18 protein-coding genes are annotated in these 22,289 nt (G+C 63.2%); 11 read left to right on the forward strand and 7 right to left on the reverse strand.

What is annotated here, in order from left to right; all coding sequences use genetic code 11:
* Positions 1-69 precede the first annotated feature (69 nt).
* The 3 genes from ACEQZ0_RS07245 to ACEQZ0_RS07255 all read right to left on the reverse strand — a co-directional run bounded on the left by ACEQZ0_RS07245 (position 70) and on the right by ACEQZ0_RS07255 (position 2,866).
* Positions 70-1,752: a BCCT family transporter gene (locus tag ACEQZ0_RS07245; protein WP_370189808.1), complete on the reverse strand. Its 1,683-nt coding sequence runs from the start codon at positions 1,750-1,752 to the stop codon at positions 70-72.
* Between the two features lie 166 nt (positions 1,753-1,918).
* Complete coding sequence (locus tag ACEQZ0_RS07250) at positions 1,919-2,191, reverse strand: hypothetical protein (RefSeq protein ID WP_370189810.1); 273 nt, start codon at positions 2,189-2,191, stop codon at positions 1,919-1,921.
* 54 nt (positions 2,192-2,245) lie between these two features.
* A complete protein-coding gene (locus ACEQZ0_RS07255) occupies positions 2,246-2,866 on the reverse strand; it encodes a TetR/AcrR family transcriptional regulator (protein ID WP_370189811.1) in 621 nt (206 codons plus the stop codon).
* 128 nt (positions 2,867-2,994) lie between these two features.
* Between ACEQZ0_RS07255 and ACEQZ0_RS07260 the strand changes: the two genes are divergently transcribed.
* A complete protein-coding gene (locus ACEQZ0_RS07260) occupies positions 2,995-5,310 on the forward strand; it encodes a TonB-dependent receptor (protein ID WP_370189812.1) in 2,316 nt (771 codons plus the stop codon).
* A 49-nt stretch (positions 5,311-5,359) separates the two neighbouring features.
* On the opposite strand, the gene ACEQZ0_RS07265 is transcribed toward ACEQZ0_RS07260, so the two are convergent.
* Positions 5,360-6,667: a sulfotransferase gene (locus tag ACEQZ0_RS07265; RefSeq protein ID WP_370189813.1), complete on the reverse strand. Its 1,308-nt coding sequence runs from the start codon at positions 6,665-6,667 to the stop codon at positions 5,360-5,362.
* A 133-nt stretch (positions 6,668-6,800) separates the two neighbouring features.
* Between ACEQZ0_RS07265 and serS the strand changes: the two genes are divergently transcribed.
* From serS to ACEQZ0_RS07280, 3 genes are read left to right on the forward strand one after another with little or no spacing between them, the layout of a single operon-like run.
* The gene (serS, locus tag ACEQZ0_RS07270; protein WP_370189815.1) at positions 6,801-8,081 is read left to right on the forward strand and encodes a serine--tRNA ligase; all 1,281 of its coding nucleotides are present in this window, start codon (positions 6,801-6,803) and stop codon (positions 8,079-8,081) included.
* Positions 8,081-8,842 (forward strand): 5'/3'-nucleotidase SurE, encoded by a 762-nt coding sequence (gene surE / locus ACEQZ0_RS07275; protein WP_370189817.1) that lies wholly within the window; start codon positions 8,081-8,083, stop codon positions 8,840-8,842. The genes serS and surE overlap by 1 nt, the downstream gene beginning before the upstream one ends.
* A 29-nt stretch (positions 8,843-8,871) precedes the next feature.
* Entirely contained in the window at positions 8,872-9,933 is a 1,062-nt protein-coding gene (locus tag ACEQZ0_RS07280) for a TrkA family potassium uptake protein (RefSeq protein WP_370189818.1), read from the forward strand.
* 3 nt (positions 9,934-9,936) lie between these two features.
* On the opposite strand, the gene ACEQZ0_RS07285 is transcribed toward ACEQZ0_RS07280, so the two are convergent.
* Complete coding sequence (locus ACEQZ0_RS07285) at positions 9,937-10,335, reverse strand: DUF1761 domain-containing protein (RefSeq protein ID WP_370189820.1); 399 nt, start codon at positions 10,333-10,335, stop codon at positions 9,937-9,939.
* A gap of 76 nt (positions 10,336-10,411) precedes the next feature.
* On the opposite strand from ACEQZ0_RS07285, the gene rimO reads away from it, so the two are divergent.
* From rimO to ACEQZ0_RS07320, 7 genes are all read left to right on the forward strand, one after another.
* Positions 10,412-11,785, forward strand: a complete 1,374-nt coding sequence (rimO, locus tag ACEQZ0_RS07290; protein ID WP_370189822.1) for a 30S ribosomal protein S12 methylthiotransferase RimO — start codon at positions 10,412-10,414, stop codon at positions 11,783-11,785.
* A gap of 241 nt (positions 11,786-12,026) precedes the next feature.
* Positions 12,027-14,393 carry an EAL domain-containing protein gene (locus ACEQZ0_RS07295; protein ID WP_370189824.1) on the forward strand — a complete coding sequence of 789 codons (2,367 nt, stop codon included), beginning with the start codon at positions 12,027-12,029 and terminating at the stop codon, positions 14,391-14,393.
* 383 nt (positions 14,394-14,776) lie between these two features.
* On the forward strand, positions 14,777-16,219 hold the full coding sequence (gene zwf / locus ACEQZ0_RS07300) for a glucose-6-phosphate dehydrogenase (RefSeq protein ID WP_370189826.1): 1,443 nt from the start codon (positions 14,777-14,779) through the stop codon (positions 16,217-16,219).
* Entirely contained in the window at positions 16,209-18,026 is a 1,818-nt protein-coding gene (edd, locus tag ACEQZ0_RS07305) for a phosphogluconate dehydratase (RefSeq protein WP_370189827.1), read from the forward strand. Before zwf ends, edd begins: the two co-directional genes overlap by 11 nt.
* 2 nt (positions 18,027-18,028) lie before the next feature.
* Entirely contained in the window at positions 18,029-19,000 is a 972-nt protein-coding gene (glk, locus tag ACEQZ0_RS07310; RefSeq protein ID WP_370189954.1) for a glucokinase, read from the forward strand.
* A complete protein-coding gene (gene eda / locus ACEQZ0_RS07315; RefSeq protein ID WP_370189828.1) occupies positions 18,997-19,608 on the forward strand; it encodes a bifunctional 4-hydroxy-2-oxoglutarate aldolase/2-dehydro-3-deoxy-phosphogluconate aldolase in 612 nt (203 codons plus the stop codon). The genes glk and eda overlap by 4 nt, the downstream gene beginning before the upstream one ends.
* Before the next feature lie 84 nt (positions 19,609-19,692).
* Positions 19,693-20,349: a L,D-transpeptidase family protein gene (locus ACEQZ0_RS07320; RefSeq protein WP_370189831.1), complete on the forward strand. Its 657-nt coding sequence runs from the start codon at positions 19,693-19,695 to the stop codon at positions 20,347-20,349.
* Here ACEQZ0_RS07320 and tilS read toward each other — a convergent pair.
* Together tilS and ACEQZ0_RS07330 are read right to left on the reverse strand one after the other, a co-directional pair.
* Positions 20,342-21,301, reverse strand: a complete 960-nt coding sequence (gene tilS / locus ACEQZ0_RS07325) for a tRNA lysidine(34) synthetase TilS (protein ID WP_370189956.1) — start codon at positions 21,299-21,301, stop codon at positions 20,342-20,344. The two genes, ACEQZ0_RS07320 and tilS, sit on opposite strands and share 8 nt — an antisense overlap.
* Positions 21,297-22,205: a tol-pal system YbgF family protein gene (locus ACEQZ0_RS07330; RefSeq protein WP_370189833.1), complete on the reverse strand. Its 909-nt coding sequence runs from the start codon at positions 22,203-22,205 to the stop codon at positions 21,297-21,299. Before ACEQZ0_RS07330 ends, tilS begins: the two co-directional genes overlap by 5 nt.
* Positions 22,206-22,289 lie beyond the last annotated feature (84 nt).

Raw genomic sequence — 22,289 nt, forward strand, 5'->3', positions numbered from 1 at the left:
TCAGGTAAGTACCTTTGCCTCGCCCACCATTCTCCCCGCTACATTTACACCGCAGATCCGGTAAGCGGCCTAGCTTTCAGGCAGCACGTCCTCGACCGCCTGGGCGGTCGTCGGCACGCCATGTCGGCTACGCCGGAGATCGAAAGCCACCGCCTTGAGTATCGCGACCGCCATGATGGCGACCACGAAGCTGAAGGGCAGCGCGCCGATGATCATGGTGATGCGAATCGCGTCGATCCCGCCGAGGATCAGCATGCTGCCGACCATCAGCGCCAGGGCCAGCCCCCAAAACAGGATGTGGCGCCGCCGGCTCCCTTCGCTCTCGCCTGCGCCGTTGATCGTGTTGACGATCAGGATCGCGCTGTCGGTCGAGGTGATGAGATAGGTCAGCAGCAGGATCACGACGAGGCCCGAAGCAATCATCGCCACCGCCGGATTGAGCAACACCGCCAAGGTGGCGTAGAGTTGGTCCGAGATACCGGTGTCGAGGATACGCCCGCCGGCAATGCCCCTCAGTTCGAGGTCGATTGCGGTACCTCCGACCAAGGCCATCCACACGAAACACATTAGCGAGGGGACGAGGATGACCCCGAAGACGTATTCGCGGATCGATCGCCCCCTTGAGATGCGAGCGATGAACATGCCGACGAAGGGCGCGAAGGCGATCCACCATGCCCAGTAGAAGACCGACCAGTCGAGTTGCCACTGCACCAGCGCATCGCCGATTGCCCCCCCACTCTCGAACAGCGTGAGCGAATTGGGCACCAGCGTCCGCAGGTAATCCCACAGGCCGACGCCAAGCACCTGAAGCCCATAGAGGCCCGATCCCACGATCAGGAACATCGCCAGCAGCAGCGCGGAGAGCGCCATATTGAGATTCGAAAGCCACTTGATCCCACGCCCCACCCCGGACAATGCGCTGAGCGTCGATGCACCGACGAGTATCGCTAGCGCGACGACTACTGCCGCGGCTGAGGCCGAGCCATCCGAATCGAGAAGCCAGTCGCCGAAGCCCAGCCGGGCGAGCCCCGCCACGAATTGCTCCACGCCCAGCCCCATCGTGACCGCTACACCGAGAAGCGTGGCGACCACCGCGACGATATCGATTACGTGCCCCCACAGGCCTGACATCCTGAGGCCGAATAGAGGCGCCAGAGCAGAGCGAACCGTCAAGGGCAGATTGCGGCGGTAGGCAACATAGCCGATTGCAAGGCCGACCAGGGCGTAGGTCCCCCAAGCGGCAAAACCCCAATGCAGGAAGGTGTAGGTATAGGCAGGCCGCACCGCCGCGACCGACTCAGCCGCGACCCTTCCGCGAATGATCTCCGGATTGTTCGCGAAGTGCGACAGCGGCTCGCCGGTGGAATAGGTGAGCATCCCGATCCCGATGCCCGCACCGAACAGCATGGCAAACCAGGAGAAACGACCGAATTCGGGCTTCTCGTCGGCATTGCCGATCCGTAGACGGCCCGATTGGGGTACAATCGCCAGTACGAAACAGGCCAGCATCAGAAAGGCGACGAGGTAGACGTACCAGCCGGCAAAGGATGCGATGATACGCGAATTGGCCGCTTCCAGCGTTTGGTTCGCCCGCACCGGGAAGAAGATTGCCCACATGATGAGCAGCGAGACGATCACCTTGGAGGGGATCGCGACGGCTCGGCTGAAACCGTCGTAGAAACCGCGGGAGGCCGTTTCGATCGGCAGTTCTATCAGGGGTGGCTGGACGGGAGGTTCGGGCTTGTCGGTCATGTTTTCTCCTGTCTTGACGCTTTGCCCCCGCGCGGCGGTCCGCCTTGCCCCCGATGAGACCCTCTCAGCAGGTCATATCGGTGCCGCGAACTGAATATCGATTTCGCTCATAGCATAAGGACCGCCCTAGCGAGCGGTCCTTCCAAGTCGTCTTGCTGATACGCTGTCAGGCGGCTTTTTTGGCGGCCGCCTTTGGCCGACGCTTGGGCGTCTTCGAGGAATTCGAGGAAGCACCCTCGGCTTCTTCGGCGTGCTTCTTGTCGAGCACCCTCTTGGCAACATACCCGCCGACACCAAGCGCAACCATTGCGGGAAGGCTGATCCGGCGCAGGACCGTGGTCGCTACTACGCCCAGGGCCGCGCCACTCGCTCCACCAATGGCACTAGTCTGCTTGGCGAGCCTGTCGCCGACGAAAGCTCCGATTACCTTGCCAATCATGTCGTCAATCTCCTTTGCGAAACCAACGACTTCGCCCCAGCCCGGTTCCGGGCATCAGCTGCCTCGCGCGCCGAGCCCATTGGCCAGAAGGTCGTTGGCGCGTCGCGCGATATCGTCGAAATCGGGATCGCCATCGCGTGCCCAGATGACGTAGCGCAGGCCGAGGAAGACGTTCATGCCCATGACGGCCCAGGCCTCTGTCGGCCCCAGGTCATGCGCCAGCTCGCCTGTTCTTCCGCCCGCGCGAAGGCGTTCCTCGATGCGCGTACCGATCGTCTCGTAATGCGCGCGGTAGCTTTCGGGGTCGACGAATTCGGCCTCGTCGATGATGCGGTAGATTTCCTTGTGCTCGGCGGCGAAGGCAAGGAAGGCGCGCAGGGCGACGCGTTCGATCTCGAGCGCGCCCATCGCGGGATCGAGCGCCTCGCGCGCGGCCTGCGCGACACCCGCGCTCATGTCCGAGACCAGCGCCCGGAAGATCGCGTCCTTGCTGTCGAAGTAGGTGTAGAACGTGCCCAGCGCGACCCCCGCGCGGCGGGTGATCCCGCTGATCGACGCATCGTGAAATCCGTGGTCGGCGAATTCGCGCGTGGCGGCGTCGAGGAGCTTTCGCAGCGTCTTGCGCCCGCGATCGGTCCGCGGTTCCTTGCCCGGCATGGCCGCCTCGATGGTCATTGCGGAACACCCCCTCCAATGCGCTTACGCTATCGGGCCCCAACGCATCAATCAACATCTAACTTGAAAGGTGGTTCAGGTTTCAGTATTAATGCCGGACAAAGATGTTCGGGAGGGAGAAACTGACCATGCGTTCCATCAATTACCTTGCCGCGAGCTTGCTCGCCGGCGTCGCATTTGCGGCCTTGTCCGCAGCACCGGCCTCGGCCCAGGACGCCGGTGACACGGCCCCCGCACCACAGGTCGAAGACGGCAGCACCATCGTCGTCACCGCGCGTCGCCGCGAGGAACGCATCCAGGACGTGCCGCTCGCCATTACCGCGCTTTCGGGCGAGGAACTGACCAAGGGCGGAACCCTCGAGATCACCGAGATCGCGCAGGAAGTGCCGAATCTCACCCTTGAGGTCAGCCGTGGCACCAACACGACGCTTACCGCCTTCATTCGGGGCGTCGGCCAGCAGGATCCGGTCGCCGGTTTCGAGGCGGGTGTCGGGCTCTATGTCGACGACATCTACCTCAACCGCCCGCAGGGTGCGGTCCTCGACGTCTACGATGTCGAGCGGATCGAGGTCCTGCGCGGTCCGCAGGGCACGCTCTACGGCCGCAACACTATCGGCGGTGCGATCAAATACGTCACAGCGCGCCTGCCCGACGACACCGAGGTGAAGGTTCGTGGAACCTACGGCTCCTACAACCAGGCCGACCTCATCGTGACCGCCTCGACGCCGCTCAGTGACGGCCTGAAACTGGGTGTCAGCGGCGCGCGCCTGTCGCGCGGCGGCTTCGGCGACAACCTCACCCAGCCCGGGGTCGAGAACTACAACAAGGATGTCTGGGCCGCGCGCGGGACGATCGAATTCGACACCGGCCCGCTCTTCATCCGACTGTCGGGCGATTACGTGAAGGACAATTCGGACCCGCGCCAGGGCCACCGCCTGCTCGCCGGGCGTTTCTCGGGGGCCCCGGTGCTCGACAACGTCTATGATACACGAGCCGGGCTCGATGTCGTCGAACAGGAAGTCGAGGCCTATGGCGGCGGCCTGACGATCGCATACGAAGTCGGCGACACCGTCACGCTCAAGTCGATCACCGGATACCGCAAGGACAATTCGACCACGCCGATCGATTTCGACAGCCTCCCCGCGTCCGATCTCGATGTACCGGCGATCTATCGCAACAAGCAGTTCAGCCAAGAACTCCAGCTGCTTTATGAGGGCGACCGGCTCTCGGGCGTTCTCGGCGCTTACTATCTCGATGCCAACGCCTTCACGGCATTCGATGTCGCGCTTTTCACCACCGGCGCTCTGATCGGCCTGCCCGGCCTCAACGCGCAAACGCTGGGCGATGTGGACACTGAAACCTATTCGATCTTCGGCGACTTCACCTACGACATCACCGACCAGATCAGCCTCTCGCTGGGCGGTCGCTACACCTGGGACACACGCACCAGCCGTATTCTGCGGACCACCTTCATCGGTGGTTTCTCGGATCTCTTCCCGCCCTCCACCGCAACCGCCATTGCGGTGACCAGCGACTTTACCGGCAGCGCGACCTTCAAGGAATTCACGCCCCGCGCCTCGCTGGCCTTCAAGCCGAACGACAACCACACGTTCTATTTCACCTATTCGAAGGGCTTCAAGGGTGGCGGGTTCGACCCGCGCGGCCAGTCGACCGCGGCTCCCGACCTCGATGGCGACGGCGACCGCGATTACGCCGACCAGTATGCTTTCCTGAGCTTCGCGCCCGAAAAGGTCGATAGCTACGAAATCGGCTGGAAGGCCTCGCTGCTCGACGACCGGCTGTTCATCAGCCTGGCGGCCTTCAAGGCCGACTATACCGACGTCCAGATTCCCGGCTCGGTCGGCTTCGACAGCGACGGCGACGGCACCAACGACAGCTTCATCGGCATCACTTCGAATGCAGGCGACGCCGATGTAGACGGGTTCGAATTCGAAGGCCGTGCCATCGTCGGCAAGGATTTCGCCGGACCGGGCAGCCGCCTGACCTTCAATTGGGCACTGGGCATCCTCGACGCGCAGTACAACACTTTCATCGACGCCTTCGGCAACGATGTCGCCGACCAGCGCGTGTTCCAGAACACACCCGATATCACCGCCCATGCCGGGTTTGATCTCGGCCTGCCGATCGCCAATGGTATCGTCGATTTCCTCGGCTCGGTCTCGTTGCGCTCGGATTCGAGCCAGTTCGAACTGCCCGGACCGCTCGATCAGGACGGCTTCGCGCTGGTCGATGCTAGCATTGTCTATACCGACGATAGCGATCGCTGGTCGGTCGGGGTTCACGCCAAGAACCTGTTCGACAAGCGCTACACCGTCGCCGGCTACGACTTCGTCACCGGTACCGTGCTGGGCCTCGAAGGGAATTTGACCGGATTCTACGGCGACCCGCGCCGGGTCTTCGTGACCGGCGAGTTCAAGTTCTGATCCGGCACTCTCTCGACTACAAAGGGCGGAGCATTACTCCGCCCTTTTTCTATCGGGCGATGCGCCGCCGCAAGAGCGCAGGCCGCGCTGCATTCTCCACTGGGATGCCGTAGGTCTCTGTATAGTTGGCGAAGCGTTCGTCGACCTCGCCTTCCGCCAGGCCGAATTCCTCGAGGCTGTAGTGATGCGGTCGCCGCTTGAGCCTCGCCGAACGGTCGAGATAGGCCTGCATCCCGGCTAGCGCCGGTTCGATATCGAAGCCAAGGAAGCGATAGACACGCTCCATCGTGGCGCGCCAGTCGTTTTCCATGTCCTCGTACTGGACGTCGATCATCCGATCGCGCGGGATACTGTCGCGCGCAGTGCGCATGCGTTCGATCATCGTCGCGGTCTTGCCGAACCATTCGCGACCGGTTTCGACCGGGTCGTTGTGGTCCGAATAGATGATCGTCTGGTTCCAGGCGAGCGAGGCGGCGCTGCCGACGACTTTTTTGGGGTCGCGGTGGGTAAAGATCAGCCGCGCGTCGGGAAAGACCTCGAGCAGTGCGGGCAGGTCGAGCATGTGCTGCGGGGTCTTGAGTATCCAGGGACGCAGCGAGCTTTCCTGCTGCGACCAGCCGATCAGCCGGAGGAGGTTTGCCATGTGGCGATAGGCCGGCACCGCGGATTCGTCCGCGCACCATTTCGAATATCCCGGGACATGCCACTGCGCCTCCCACTTCATCCCGTACATCGAGGCAGCAACAAGGCCGAGTTCCTCCTCGGGCTCGTAGGGTCCGGTAGGATGGATCGAGAGTGTGCGCGGATTGGCGAGCCGTGCGACCTTGAGAATGCGGCTGGCGAGCTTGGGGCGGAAGTCCGCTTCCTCACCATCCATCACGGCTTCGTACCCCGGGCGCGGCACGGGACTGATGGTTTCGAAGCTGCGCAAATGGGCGAAACGCCGGTCGCTGGCGAGCAGCCGGTGAAGCCGCGTCGTTCCCGAGCGCATCGGGCCGACGATGACCACCGGGTTCTTCAGCGGACGCGCGAGTATCTCGGGATGCCGCTTGAACCACATCTGCGTGTAGAGCCGGTCACGCAGCACGTGATGGAACATCTTCATGGCGGAGAAATCACCCGCCGCATTGAGGCGCGCCTCGTGCTTCACGCTGTCGAGCAGGACCTCGAAGGGGCGTTCGAACCAGCGATCGCCGAAATCGTCGAGCCCGGTCGCCTCTGCCGCCTCTTCGAGCAGGGCATCCTTCTCAAGGCAGGGCGGATCGATCAAGCCGACCTTGCGGCCCGCCCGTATCGCGCCGTCCACTACATCGATGAAACGCGTCCGGCGCGGTGGGTGGATCGGCTGATCGTTCAAACTTGCTTGCCTTTCAGGCTCTTGGAATTGCCATTGAACGGGTGGGAACAGGAGTAGTGCCCGAAAAAGGGCATGATCGATCTGGGGCGAAGTGACTGGCCAAGGCAGGCACGAGAAGGCATAGGCGCGAGCCATGCACGATATCGCCCTCATCCGCGCCAATCCGCAAGCCTTCGATGCCGCGCTCGCTCGCCGCGGAGCAGAGCCGGTCGCCGACCGGATCATTGCCCTCGACGCCAGGAAGCGCGAGGCGACGACCAAGGTCCAGCAGGCGCAAAGTCGCCGCAACGAGGCATCGAAAGCTATCGGCCAGGCGATGGGCCAGGGCGACACGGAGAAGGCTGAAGCGCTCAAAGCCGAGGTCGCCGAAATCAAGGCCGGCATGCCCGAATGGGAAGCCGCCGAGGTCCAAGCGGGTGCCGAACTTGACGACATGCTTGCCCGCCTCCCCAACCTCCCCGCCGATGATGTGCCGGACGGTTCGGACGAGAGCGACAATGTCGAGCTCCGCCAGTGGGGCACGAAGCGCGTGTTCGATTTCGAGGCCAAGGAGCACGCCGATCTCGCCCCCGCGCTGGGCATGGATTTCGAAACCGGCGCGAAACTATCGGGCGCTCGCTTCACTTTCCTGCGCGGCGACATCGCCCGCCTCCACCGAGCGCTCGCCCAGTTCATGCTCGACAAGCAGACGCGCGAAAACGGCTACACCGAATGCAACCCGCCTGTGCTGGTGAATGATGCCGCAATGTATGGGACCGACAAGCTGCCCAAGTTCGCCGAGGACAGCTTCCGCACCACCGACGATCGCTGGCTGGTTCCGACTTCCGAGGTGCCGCTGACCTACTCGATCGCCGACGAGATCCTGCCCGACCTCGCGCAGCCAATTCGCATGACCGCGCATACGCTGTGCTTCCGCTCCGAAGCCGGCTCGGCCGGCCGTGACACGCGCGGCTTCATCCGCCAGCACCAGTTCGAGAAGGTCGAGCTGGTCAGCATCTGCCGCCCCGAAGACAGCGAGGCCGAGCACGAGCGCATGACCAAATGTGCCGAGGGCATCCTCGAGGCGCTGAACCTTCCCTATCGCCGCATGCTACTGTGCACCGGTGACATGGGCTTCGGCGCGCGCAAGACCTACGATCTCGAGGTATGGCTGCCGGGACAAGGCGCCTGGCGTGAGATTTCCTCCTGCTCGAACACGGGCGATTTCCAGGCCCGCCGCATGAATGCCCGCTATCGCCCCGAAGGAGAGAAGAAGACGCAGTTCGTCCACACGCTGAACGGATCTGGCCTCGCGGTCGGGCGCACACTGGTGGCGGTGATGGAAAATTACCAGCAAGCCGATGGCAGCATTACCGTGCCCGAGGCGCTCGCCTCGTATATGGGTGGTGTCACCAAGCTGGAGCCTCGGTCCTGATGCGAATCCTCCTCACCAATGACGACGGTATCCGGGCGCCGGGCCTCGAGGTGCTCGAAGCGATCGCGCGTCAGTTCAGCGATGACATCTGGATTTGCGCCCCCGACGAGGAACAGTCGGGCATGGGTCACGCGCTGACGCTCACCCGCCCGGTGCGGCTGCGCAAGCATGACGAACGCCGCTTCTCGGTCACCGGCACGCCGACCGACGCCGTCACCATGGGCATGCGCAAGGTCATAGACGGGCTGCCCGACGTCATACTATCTGGCGTCAACCGCGGGGCGAACCTGGCCGACGACATCACCTATTCGGGTACCGTTTCGGCGGCCATCGAAGGCGCGCTCGCGGGGGTCCGCTCGATCGCGCTGAGCCAAGTCTATTCGAAAGAGGGACTGGGCGAGGACGTCCCCTTTGGCGCCGCGGTCGAATGGGGCGCGAAGGTGCTCGCCCCGCTGCTCGATGCGCCTCTGCCCAAGCGCACGCTGGTCAATGTCAACTTCCCGCCGCTTCCTGCCGGTGAGGTCAAGGGCATCCGCGCCGTGCGGCAGGGCTTTCACGATTATTCGCGCGGTACCGTGGTCGAGGGGCGTGACCCACGCGGGTTCAAGTACTACTGGTTCGGGCTCGAGGCGATCGAGCATACGCTCGACCACGGCACCGACCTCGAAGCCATCGACGAAGGCTACATCTCGGTCACCCCGCTTCAGCTCGACCTGACACACCACGCCTCGCTCGGCGCTCTGGCGGAGCGCTTCACCTAGTGGCCGACGCGCGCACCCAGCAACTCAGGATGAGCAAGGGCATCAAGCCCCTGCGCCGCGCGGTGCGCATCCCTGTGTGGGGCGACCTTGGCATCCGTCTGGGTCTGGCGCTTCTGCTGATCTTTATCGTGATCATGATCCATTGGTGGGACCGCGAAGGGCTGGTCGACAATCTCGACGGCGAGGTGAGCTTTCTCGACGTCGTCTATTTCACGATGATCTCGATCACCACCACCGGTTTCGGCGATATCGCCCCGATTTCGGACCGCGCGCGGCTGGTCGAAGCGGTGATCGTGACGCCGGTCCGCTTCGCCGTCCTCTTCATCTTTGTCGGTACGGCCTATAACTTCCTCATCAAACGCACATGGGAGCAGTGGCGCATGGCGCGGATCCAGGAACAATTGCGCGACCACATCGTGGTTCTGGGCTTCGGCATTTCGGGATCCGAGGCGGTCGCAGAACTGATCGAGCGGAGCACCGAACCGAGCCGGATCGTGGTAATCGACCCGAGCGAGGACCGCCTGGCCGAGGCCGAGGCGCTCGGCTGCAACGTGATGGCGGGCGATGCCACGCGGGACGAGACGCTCAAGGCTGTGCGGATCGCGCAGGCCTCCAACGTGCTGATTTCGGCCGGTCGCGACGACACTACCATCCTCATCACTCTAACCGCGCGGGCGCTGGCACCGCACGTTCCGATCAGCGTCGTTGTGCGCGCCGACGACAATGAGTCGATCGCACGGCAGGCCGGAGCCAGCAACGTCATCAATCCGGTTCGCTTCACCGGCCTGCTGCTCGCGGGAAGCGCCAAGGGTGAGCACATCGCCGAATATCTCGCCGACCTCGCGAGCATTTCCGGCCGTGTCCAACTGGTCGAGCGCGAAGTCACGCCCGAGGAATGCGGCAAAACGCTTGCCGAGTTGCGAACGGGCGGGCGCGGTCTCAGAGTCTATCGCGGAGGCAATGTGCTCGGCTTCTGGGAGCCCGAGTGCCAGACTCTTCAACCCGGCGATGTCGTGGTCGAGATCGTCCCCACCACCAGCGGCGAAGCGCAGGGTGACGGCCACGACCCCGACGATGGCAATCGCGGTTGAACGCTAGCGAAACAGCAGGAAGACCCCGCCCATCGCCGCCATGCCGACAATCAGATGGCCGGCATCGATCAGGAAATGCGCCATTTTCTTGCGTAGGTAGAGGTAGTTGATACCGACTGCCGGAACCATGATCGTCGCCCCGAAGCCGACAGCCATCATCATCACCGCCCGATCGCTCGCTCCGCTGCGCGTTATCGCGTGCCACAAGGTCAGCGCGATCACCAATTCGGCAAGATAGGTCAGGCCGAAGATCAGCGCCATATTGCTGCCCTCAAGCTGATCGTCGGTGATGCCCGCAGCCTTCTGCCAGGCCTTGCCGAACAGCACGCCGTACCAGATCGCTCCGACGAGGAAGAAGGCCAGCGCACCCAGCACCACCGCCCAGAAGTTGATTTCGCCCATTTCTGTTCTCCCCGGAACCCTCTGCCAGCAGGACGCTAGCGTAATTGCCCGTTCGGGTGTAGGGGCGCGCGCAATCATGAGCACTACCACCACCCCGATCCCCGACCAGAAGAAGGTCGGCATGGTATCCCTCGGCTGTCCCAAGGCCCTGGTCGACAGCGAGCGCATCCTCACGCGCCTGCGCGCCGACGGCTATGCGATGAGCCCCGACTATGCCGGTGCCGACGTCGTGCTGGTCAACACCTGCGGCTTTCTCGATTCCGCCAAGGAGGAAAGCTTGCAGGCGATCGGCGAGGCGATTGCAGAGAACGGCCGCGTGATCGTAACCGGATGCATGGGCGAGGAGGCCGATGCCATCCGCGCCGCGCATCCGAGCGTGCTCGCGGTGACAGGGGCGCACCAATACGAAGCGGTCGTCGAAGCCGTCCACGAACACGCCCCGCCGAGCCAGGGTCCCTTCGTCGACCTGATCCCGCAGCCCGACGTGAAGCTCACGCCGCGCCACTACAGCTATCTGAAGATCTCGGAAGGCTGCAATCACTCCTGCGCCTTTTGCATCATCCCCGACCTGCGCGGAAAGCTCGCCAGCCGCCGCATCGACGCCGTGCTGCGCGAAGCGGAAAAGCTGGTCGCGGCGGGGACGAAGGAATTGCTCGTGATCAGTCAGGACACCAGCGCCTATGGCGTCGACACGCGGCACGAGAGCCGCAGCTGGAAGGGCCGCGAGGTGCGCGCACATATGACCGATCTCGCGCGCGAACTGGGCCAGCTTGACATCGGCGGCGGCGTGCCACCCTGGGTGCGGCTCCACTATGTGTACCCCTATCCGCATGTCGACGCGGTGATCCCGCTGATGGCCGAAGGCCTGCTCACACCCTATCTCGACATTCCGTTCCAGCACGCCAGCCCCAAAGTGCTGCGCGCGATGAAGCGCCCCGCGAACGAGGCCAAGGTGCTCGAGCGCCTCAAAGGCTGGCGCAAGATCTGTCCCGAGATCGCGATCCGGTCGAGTTTCGTAGTCGGATTCCCCGGCGAGACCGAGGAGGATTTCAAATATCTGCTCGACTGGCTCGAAGAGGCCCAGCTCGACCGTGTGGGCGCCTTTCGTTTCGAGCCGGTCGAAGGCGCTCAGGCGAATGCCCTGCCCGACCCCGTGCCCGAGGAGGTTAAGGAAGAGCGTTACACGCGGATCATGGAGGTCACCGAACGGATCAGCGCCGCGAAGCTCGCAAGCAAGGTAGGCCGCCGGATCCCCGTGATCATCGACGAAGTCGGCGAACCCGACGAGGATGGCGACATAGGTGCGACCGGGCGCAGCCAGTCGGACGCTCCCGAGATCGACGGAGCGGTCTATCTGCGAAACGTGCCGCAGGTGCTCGCTCCTGGAGATATCGTAACTGTCTCAATTGAGGACAGCGACGCCCACGACCTGTTCGGCGCGGTAGCCTGATACGTTTCCGCCGGGGTGTTAACCGATCCGGCAAACCGTGAGCGCTCGGCGCTATGGTACTCTTCTGTAATAAGAAAAAAGCCTGCAGACACGCGCAGCGGAACCCATAAACAGCTTTTCCTTCAGGTAAATTCCTAAAGCGGAATTTACCTTCGCAAGCCGCAGCCCCGTTGGCTTACGAGGGATACGCGACGCCCCCATCAAAACTTTCTTAAACTTAAGAGCCTCATAAGGGCGCTCGATGGGTGAGCAACGCATCTCGAAACTGACTGGGCCGACCCTCGATCAGTTGTATTCGCTGTTCGGCGGGCGGCTGTTCGAGCGCCTGCGCCATATCCTGTGGGCGGGTCTGCTGTCGCTCGCGCTCTACGGAATCTCGTTTCTCCAGCCGATGGATCAGGTCTTTTGGCTGATACAGTCGCGCGTTGCGGAGCGAGCACCCTCCGGCGACATAGTGTTCATCGGTTCGGATGAAGCGCTGAACGATCCGAGGTCGCCGCAGAGGCGATACGAACTGGCAAGCGCCCTCGACGAGCTCGATCGCAAAGGCGTGGGCAAAGTCTACCTCGACATTACCTTCGCTGAATCGGACGATCCAGCAGCGGATGAAAGGCTCGCACGCGCGATTTCCGATCTCGGTCCACGGATCACACTGGTAGATCGGAGGACTTTAGGGGCGGCGGTCGACGAAGTCGTACGGGCCACTTCTCCCGCAATAGCGGGCGCTGCCGGTCGAGTGGTGTCTGACCAAACAGACCGCGACTGGTCCGGTTTGGCGTGGGAACTCCACTATAGCTACGTTGTGAACGGCAAACAGGTACCATCCTTCGCCTCGTCGATGGCCGGTATCGCTGGCGATCCGAAGAGAGTTTTTTCGATCGATTACGGCATCCCCCCGCCACGAATCCCTGCAGTTCCCGTAGCGGCTTTGTCCGGTCAGCTCAGCCTCGTGCAAACAACTCCGGTCGAGATAACCGGCAAGACGGTCGTGATTGGGCACAGCGGACAAGTTGCTGGTAATCAGCAAAGGATTCCGAGCCTTTCGAATGCACCTTCGAGCTATGTCGATATATACGGCGCGGAGACGCTGAAGGCTGGCTATACGAGAACTCTTAGCGGCCCTGCGATCCTGACTATTCTATCTGTTCTTCTCGTCTTGGCGTTCGTGCTCTGCAAGACCCGAAAGCAGCGGTGGATAGCATATGCGGCCGTCGTCATCTTCGCGCCTATCCTTCTGTTCGTGACAGCGAAAATCGGTGTGCGCGTCGAATTGTCCTATGGTGTCGGGCTGTTGCTGTTCTACGCCCTGTTCCGTTCGCGCAGGCGCTGGAAGCGGCGCCTCGAAATGGTCAATCTGGAAACCGGGCTGCCTAAGATACGGGCGCTGGAAGCACGGCTCGTTCGTGACTCGGTTGCCACCGGCCATATCGTCATCGCCAAGATCCAGAATTACGAACGGGTCCTGAAGACGCTCCGCTCGGACGACAAGGGCAGCTACGTCCTGAAGCTCGTCGATCGCCTGCGTGCAGCCGATCCCCACCTGGCTGTATACAGCGAGGGCCATCATCTCGGCTGGCACGTGGCAAACGACGAGACCGAAGCGGTCATCGAACATCTCGAAGGTTTGCGCGCGATCTTTGCCGCCCCCGTCCAGGTTGGCGGATTCTCGGTCGATGTTGGCATTACGTTCGGCATCGCCTCGATCGATGGCGATCCGTCTGCGCGCCTCGCGGCTGCTGTAGCTGCCGCCGAAGAGACCTCCGAAGCCCTCAATCCCATTGCCATTGCCGAAACCGGGTCGCAGACCGACCTGCTGTGGGATATCTCGCTCCGCGCGCGCATCGACGAGGCGATGGAAGCAGGTGAGATCTATTGCGTCTACCAGCCGAAAATCGATCTCGGCTCAGATTCGATCGTCGGGGTCGAGGCCCTCGTTCGCTGGCACGACCCGGCCCGCGGCTTCATTTCACCCATGCACTTCATCCAGCAGTGCGAGAAGGCCGGGCGCATGGAGCACCTCACGCGCTATGTTCTCCAGAGCGCCTGCTCGGCCGGACAATTGCTGCATTTTCGCGGCCACATGATTACGATGTCGGTCAACATCTCCGCCACCCTCCTCGGCGACATGCGCATCGTGGGGCTGGTACGCAATGTGCTCCAGGCGACGCGGTTCGCACCCCAGTCGTTGACGCTGGAGATAACCGAGACCGCGCGAATCTCCGACCACAATGTAGCCGCAAGCATTCTCGAGGAACTCAAGTCGATCGGCGTCCGCATTGCGATGGACGACTTCGGCGTCGGTTCTGCCAGCTTCGAGGCATTTTACGAACTGCCGTTCGACGAGATCAAGATCGACCGGCTGTTCGTCTCGAATATCGGCAAGGATCCCAAGGCCTTGGCGATCGTCTCGAGCATCGCTGCCATGGGCCGCGACGCGCGAATCACTGTAGTCGCAGAAGGACTCGAAAACCCCCAGGATGTCCCTCTGCTCGAGAATGCAGGGTGTCAGCAGGTCCAGGGTTTCGCCTTTTCGCGTCCGCTATCCCTATCCAATCTTCTTGATTATCAGGATCTTAACATAGAACGGCCCGTTGCAAACATAGTTTAAGCTTTACAAACAGATATGGTTAATGACATATAACTCCTGAGCAATCAGGAGGTATGACCATGTGGGATTTTTGGGGTTGGCTGTTGGGCGGCAAGTAAGCCCTCAGACACATCACTAATTGAAAGGGCCCCATCGGGGCCCTTTCTTGCTTCTGACCTCCATCAAAAACTCAAGATCATCGCGAGCGGCACAATCTCGACACGACGTTAGCTCGTCCAGACTAACGTCCCATAGTCTCTTCCGCAGGTGGCTCAGTTCGAGCTTCCTGTGCGGATCATCCCCACGCCGGCCAAGAATAGGAATGCAGCTGGCTGGCGCACGCCTGCCTGCGCTGTTATCCGCCTCTTCCGAGAGGAGAAACCGATGATCGCCCGGCCCGCCGCATGAACGCTCCTGCAGATCGCCTATTGCTGTTCGGCGCGACCGGGGACCTTGCGCAGCGCATGCTGCTGCCATCGCTCTGTGCGCTCGACGCCGATGGATTGCTCGAACCCGAACTGAAGATCGTCTGCACCGCGCGATCCGAAATGTCGACCCAGGACTATCGTGATTTCGCCCGCGAAGCGCTCGAAAAATACCTGCCGGATCATCGCCGCGGAGGCGTCGCCGAGTTTCTCAACCGGCTGAGTTATGTGCCGGTAGATGCCACCACGCCTGACGGATACGACGAACTGGCAAGGGAAGTCGGAGTCTACGAGAAAGGCCTCGCTATTTTTCTCTCGACCGCGCCGAGCCTGTTCGAGCCGACTATCGACGGGCTGGTTCATGCCGGATTGACCGAAGGCGACGTCCGGATCGGTCTCGAAAAGCCGCTCGGCACCGATCTCGCGTCGAGCAAGGAGATTAACGATGCGGTGGCCAAGGCCTTCTCGGAAGACCGCATCTTTCGCATCGATCACTACCTCGGCAAGGAAACCGTCCAGAACCTGCTGGCGCTGCGGTTTGCCAACCTGCTGTTCGAGCCGGTGTGGAACTCGACCTATATCGACCATGTCCAGATCACCGTCGCCGAAACGGTCGGGCTGGAATCGCGGGTGGCTTATTACGACGACAGCGGGGCGCTGCGCGACATGGTCCAGAACCACATGCTCCAGCTGCTCGCGCTGGTCGCGATGGAGCCTCCGACCAGCTTCGATTCGACCGCGGTGCGCGATGAAAAGGTGAAGGTGTTGCGCGCACTGCGTCCCATCGCCAAGGACGAGACCGTGACAGGTCAGTACCGGGCCGGCGCGGTCAATGGCGAGGCAGTGCCCGGTTATGACGAGGAGCTCGGCAAGAATAGCGACACCGAGACCTTCGTCGCGCTTAAGGCGCATGTCGACAATTGGCGCTGGAAGGGCGTGCCCTTCTACCTGCGCACCGGCAAGCGTTTGCCCGAGCGCGTGACCGAAATCGTGGTCCAGTTTCGTTGCATCCCGCATTCGATCTTCGAGGGACGCGGGGCGAGCACCCAGCCCAACCGTCTTGTCATCGGCATCCAGCCCGAAGAGAACGTCCAGCTGTCGATGATGGCCAAGGTCCCCGGTCTCGACCGCGAGGGCATCCGCCTGCGACAGGTACCGCTCGACATCGCCATGCCCGACGCCTTTTCGGGCGCGGTGCGCCGCATCGCCTATGAGCGCCTGCTGCTCGACCTGATCGAGGGCGACCAGACGCTGTTCGTTCGTCGCGACGAGGTCGAGGCGCAGTGGGATTGGATCGATGCCATTCGTGCGCTGTGGGAGAGCGAAGAGATCAAGCCCAAGGCCTATGGCGCGGGTAGCTGGGGCCCCAGCGCCGCCATCGCGCTGGCCGAACGTGACGGGGTGAGCTGGCATGACGAATAAACCGCTCCACGATACGATCCATCGCGTTACCGAGCGGGTGATCGCCAACTCGCGCGACAGCCGCGCCGCCTATCTAGAGCTGATGGAGCGCGAGGGCGAGCGGCAGGTCAATCGCGGATCGTTGTCGTGTTCGAACCTCGCGCATGCTTTCGCCGGCGCGGAAGAGGACCAGGCCGCAATCATGGCGGCCAAGGGCCCGAACCTGGGCGTGGTGACCGCCTATAACGACATGCTTTCGGCTCATCAGCCCTATTATCGCTATCCCGAGCGGATGAAGATCTGGGCCCGCGAAGTCGGAGCCACTGTCCAGGTCGCTGGCGGAACGCCGGCGATGTGCGACGGAGTGACCCAGGGCGAGGCGGGCATGGAATTGTCGCTTTTCAGCCGCGATACGATCGCGCTGTCGACTACGATCGCGCTGAGCCACGCCATGTATGACGGCGTCGCGCTGCTCGGCATTTGCGACAAGATCGTGCCCGGCCTGCTGATGGGCGCACTGCGCTTCGGCCATCTGCCAGCGATCTTCATCCCTTCCGGCCCGATGGGCACGGGTATTTCCAACAAGGAAAAGCAGCGCGTCCGCCAGCTTTACGCCGAAGGCAAGGCGACGCGCGAGGAATTGCTCGCCAGCGAAATGGGCAGCTACCATTCGCCCGGCACCTGCACTTTCTACGGCACTGCCAACTCCAACCAGATGATGATGGAGATGATGGGCCTCCATGTGCCCGGCGCCGCCTTCGTCCAGCCGGGTGCGAAACTGCGGCAGGAATTGAGCCGCGCCGCCACCCACCGGCTCGCCGCCATCGGCAAGACCGGTGAGGATTTTCGCCCGCTCTCGCGCGTGGTCGACGAGAAGGCGATCGTCAATGCCGCCATAGGTCTTCTCGCCACCGGCGGATCGACCAACCACGCGATCCACATTCCCGCCATGGCACGCGCCGCCGGTATCCGGTTCGACTGGACCGACCTGGCAGACCTCTCCTCGGCGGTACCACTGGTCGCACGCGTCTATCCCAACGGCTCGGGCGACGTGAACCATTTCCACGAGGCCGGCGGCATGGGTTACGTCATCGGCACCTTGCTCGATGAAGGCCTTGCACACGCGGACATTGCGACGGTCTGGGATGGCGGCTTTGCAGCCTATTCGCGCGAGCCGGGCATGGACGGCGACGCCCTGAGCTGGCGCGATCCGGGGCCTTCAGGCGACACCGAGATGTTGCGCCCCGCCACGGATCCCTTCCAGGCCGATGGTGGCATGCGGCTGGTCGAAGGCAATCTCGGCCGCGCCTGTTTCAAGTCCTCCGCCGTCGAGCGCGAGCGGTGGACGATCGAAGCCCCTTGCCGGGTTTTCGAGGACCAGCCGTCGGTCAACGAGGCATTCCGAAAGGGCGAACTCGACAAGGACGTCGTAGTGGTCGTCCGCTTCCAGGGTCCCCGCGCCAACGGTATGCCCGAACTGCACAAGCTCACACCTGCGCTGGGTGTGCTGCAGGACCGCGGTTACAAGGTGGCCCTCGTGACCGATGGGCGCATGTCGGGCGCGTCGGGCAAGGTCCCCGCAGCGATCCACTGTACACCCGAAGCGCTCGGTGGCGGCCCGCTCGCGAAGCTGCGCAATGGCGACCTCGTGCGGGTATGCGCCGCGACAGGCGAACTTTCGACCGCAGCGGATCTCGCGTCCCGCGAGCCGGCCCCCGCGCCCGATCCCGAAATCGGAATGGGCCGCGAGCTCTTCGCCATGTTCCGTGCCGGTGCGGATGGCGCCGAGCAGGGCGCATCGCCCATGCTCGCGATGGCGGGGTTGTGAGCATGGATCTCGTCAGCGTCGATATCGGTGGCACCCATGCACGCTTTGCCATAGCAAGCGTAGCCGACGACGGCACAATCACGCTGGGCGAGCCAGAAACGCTTCACACGGAAGACCACGCCAGCTTCCAGACCGCATGGGAGGATTTCCGCGAGCGGATGGGCGGGACGCTGCCCCCGCGGGTCGCGATGGCCATTGCCGGTCCGGTCGGCGGCGAGGTTATCCGCTTCACCAACAATCCGTGGATCATCCGACCCGCGCTTGTGCGTGAGAAACTGGGGGTTGAGGAGTATTGCATCGTCAATGACTTCGAAGCGGTCGCCCATGCCGTCGCGCGGGTCGGCGACGACCAGTTCATCCATCTCACCGGCCCTGAAAAGCCGCTTGCCCCGACTGGTCGCCTGAGCGTCCTCGGCCCCGGGACGGGCCTTGGCGTCGCCCATCTCTATCGCGAGGCCGATGGGACCTATCGTGTCTCGGCCACGGAAGGGGGGCACATCGATTTCGCCCCGCTCGACATGATCGACGATGCGATTCTCGCCCGCCTCCGCAAGCGCCATACTCGCGTGTCGGTCGAACGCGTCGTGGCCGGTCCGGCCATTTCCGACATCTACCAGACGCTCGCCGCCATGGAGGGCCGACCGGTCGCGGAGGAAGACGACATCGCGATCTGGACTCGCGGCCAGGATGGCAGCGACAGTCTCGCCGCCGCCGCGGTCGATCGCTTCTGCATGTCGCTGGGCAGCGTGGCCGGCGACATCGCGCTGGCGCAAGGCGGGTTCGGCGGTGTGGTGATCGCCGGCGGCCTCGGCTATCGCATCCGCGAAACCTTGCTCAAATCGGGATTTGCCGAAAGGTTCAAGGCAAAGGGCCGTTTCCAGGAACTGATGGCGTCGATCCCGGTCAAACTCATCACCCATCCGCAGCCGGGCCTGTTCGGGGCCGCTGCAGCCTTTGTCAGGGAACACGCATGACCATTGCCGACATCATGCAGACTGCGCCGGTCATCCCGGTGATCGTGGTCGACGAGCTGGAACAAGCCGAACCGCTCGCGCGCGCGCTGGTCGCAGGCGGCCTTCGGGTACTCGAAGTCACGCTTCGGACGCCCGTCGCACTCGATGCGATCCGCGCGATGAGCACAGTCGACGGCGCGATCGTCGGAGCCGGCACGGTGACCAATGCGCAGGAGCTTGCCGAAGCGATCGATGCGGGAAGCCAGTTTATCGTTTCGCCCGGGCTTACCGAACCGCTCGGCAAGGCCGCGAACGCTGCCGCAATTCCCTTCCTGCCCGGAATTGCCAATGCAGGCGACATCATGCGCGGGCTCGACCTCGGCCTGACCCATTTCAAGTTCTTCCCGGCCATGGCGGCTGGCGGACTTCCCGCACTCAAGGCGCTCGCCGCGCCATTCGGCCAGTGCCGCTTCTGCCCGACCGGTGGGATTTCGCCGGGCAATGCCGCCGAATGGCTCGCTTTCGATCCCGTTCTGTGTGTGGGAGGCAGCTGGGTTGCACCGCGCGGTGCAATCGACGAGATCGAGGTTGAGCGACTCGCGCGCGAGGCTGCCGCATTGGCGCGGTAAGTTTGCTGCAGGCGAAATGTGCCCGCGCGGGACGGCAAATTCGCGTTGCTGGAAAATTCATCGTTATACGGGCATAGTCCCTGCATGGATCATATACTGAAGTGGATCGGCGGCGGAACGGTTGCTGTCGGGCTGGTGCTCGCAGGGGTCGCTCTTGGTGGACGTGCAACGGCCGATGACGAACGGGCAAAAGCGTCCGTCGTTTCGACCCAGCCTGCCGCCAAGCCAGTGTTCGCCCATGGTGCAATCGCCGCGAAGGCGGCGGCCGATGCCGATCGCCTGTACACGGTGCGCCGGATCCTGCCGATCGATGGCCCGATCAAATATGGCGAGTGGCACTGGAACGACGAAGATGTTCCCGACGGCCCTCTGCTCGTCACCGTCGACCTTGAAGCGCGTGTCATCTCGATCTTCCGCGGCGGCTATGAAATCGGCGCGGCGGCGGTCATGCTGGGCACCGACGAGCATCCCACACCCACAGGCGTATTCCCGATCCTGTGGAAGCAACGGCACAACGTTTCCGAGAAGTACGGCGATGCGCCCATGCCTTGGAGCATGTTCCTGACCAACGACGGGGTTGCCATCCACGGCGGCAGCGAAGTGCAGAACGGCTATGCCAGCCACGGCTGCATCGGCGTTCCCGACGATATTGCAAAGCGCCTTTTCGCCATTGCCAAGCAGGGCGACAAGGTAGTGATCACCAATGGCCAGCGGATTGGCCTTGGCGACAGCATCATCTGATCTGGCGCGCTTCGCCCCGCCGCGGCGGTTCGGGCGTACAGACATAGCCTTCAGCCTGCCGCTCGATCAGCACGCCCGCAACATTCGCACGTCGATCCCCGCTGTCGAGAAACGCCGCGATCTGCCCTTGCGTCGCCATGCCGCCCAGCGAAGCGACAGCCATTCCAAGCAGCCGCCGCGTAATTTCGGGAGAGTCCGATGCGGGAACAGCGACCCGCGCCGCGCCGACCGAAGCCCGGCTTTCCCATAATTCGAGAGTGACCGCGTCGAGCGCGCATTCCGCCTGTTCCAGATGGGCTGCAGATCGGGATACCGCCAAAGAATCGATCCAGTCGGCCCGCTCGAGATGGCGCCGGATGCGTACGCGTTCGTAGCTCGCGTCGCGATTGCTCGGGTCCTCGGCGAAGGGCACACCCGCACGCTCGAGCAGATTGCGCAGCTCGCTTTTGCGAAAGCCGAGCAAGGGACGAACGATGGGAACGGGGCAGCCTTCCATCATGGTCGAGGAACGGATGCCGGCAAGCCCCGCCAATCCGCTTCCACGGTTGAGCCGCATGATGAGCGTCTCTGTCTGGTCGTCGGCATGATGCGCGGTTGCGATCGCCGCCAGCCCCTGGCTCTCCGCCCAAGCGCCAAGCGCGGCATAGCGAGCGGTGCGGGCCCGATCGAGGACATTGCCCTTTTCGACCTCGACGCTCAGGATCCGGCAGGGAATGGCACGCTGTTCGCACACCTCGGCCACCAGCGCACACTCCGCCGCCGCTTCGGGGCGCAGTCCGTGATCGACTGTCGCCACCGCGACCCCGCCACCCAGCAGCGCATGGGCCAAGGCCAGCAGCGCCATGCTGTCGGGACCGCCGGAGACGGCAAGACCGAGTTTGCCCTCGGGCCGGATGCGCCGGAGATCGGCCTCGAAACGCGCTAACAGCGCGGGATCGATAGCTGCGTCAATTGCACTTCACCTTACCGCGCGTGGCTTCGTACTGGCTCTGCAGGCGTCCCGCGGCCAGCGCCGGGTAGGTTTCGGAGAATTCGGCAAGCGCGATGCATGCGCGGCGCGTGTCTTTGAGCGCGATCATCGACTCCGCGAGATAGAGCAAGCTGTCGCCCGCACGAGCTCCGGTCTTGTCCTCCTGATAATTCTTCAGGAACCACGGTGCAGCCTCCTTGGCCTTGCCATCGTCGAGATAGGCGCGCCCCAGCAGGTTACGACCATAGGTCGTACGCCAGTGCTTGGGGTTATTCTCGACGAACAGCGTAAGCTGTTGCTGCGCTTCGGGATAGAACCCCGCATCCCACAGGCGGAAACCATAGGAATATTCATCGTCGCCCGGATCGTCGGTTTGCGGTTTGGCGATTGCCTGCACCGCGGCAAGGCGTTCGGCACTTGGGCCGGCAGGCTTCGCCGTCGCGACCGAGCGCGAGGTACCCGAACTTGCAGGAGCCGTCGCCTTAGGCGTCGCCTCCACCACTGCGTTCGCGCTTTTCGCGCCCTCGAGCGCATCGATCCGCTGGGTCAGCAAGCGAATGGTGTTGCCGTTTTCCTCGTTAAGCGCGGTCTGGCGCTGCAACTGCGCCTCGAGCGCGTCGAGGCGCGCGAGAATATCGGTCACTGCACTCGTCGACGGATTGGTCACGGTCGAGCGCACCGTCGGCTGGGCGCTGATTTCCGGTTCGAAGAAGCGCCCGTCGCCGCCGGGGAAGACCTTGCGCTGCAGGGCGCGCACCTCGGCCTCGAGCCGGCGCAGGCGCGCTTCGTCATTGCCGTCCTGCGGCAAGGCGGGCGTCGCGCTGGCCAAGAGGGCAAACCCGGCCCCCATGAAGGACAGGTTGCGGGCGAACGATCCGAACGTCATCGGTAGGCTCCTCGTGGGATATCCGTAGGTTGTGAAAGTGCCCTAGCCCCGCGAATCTGTCGAGGTCATGAAGCGGGCTTATCC

It is taken from the genome of Qipengyuania sp. (genome assembly GCF_964227205.1).
Classification (GTDB): domain Bacteria; phylum Pseudomonadota; class Alphaproteobacteria; order Sphingomonadales; family Sphingomonadaceae; genus Qipengyuania.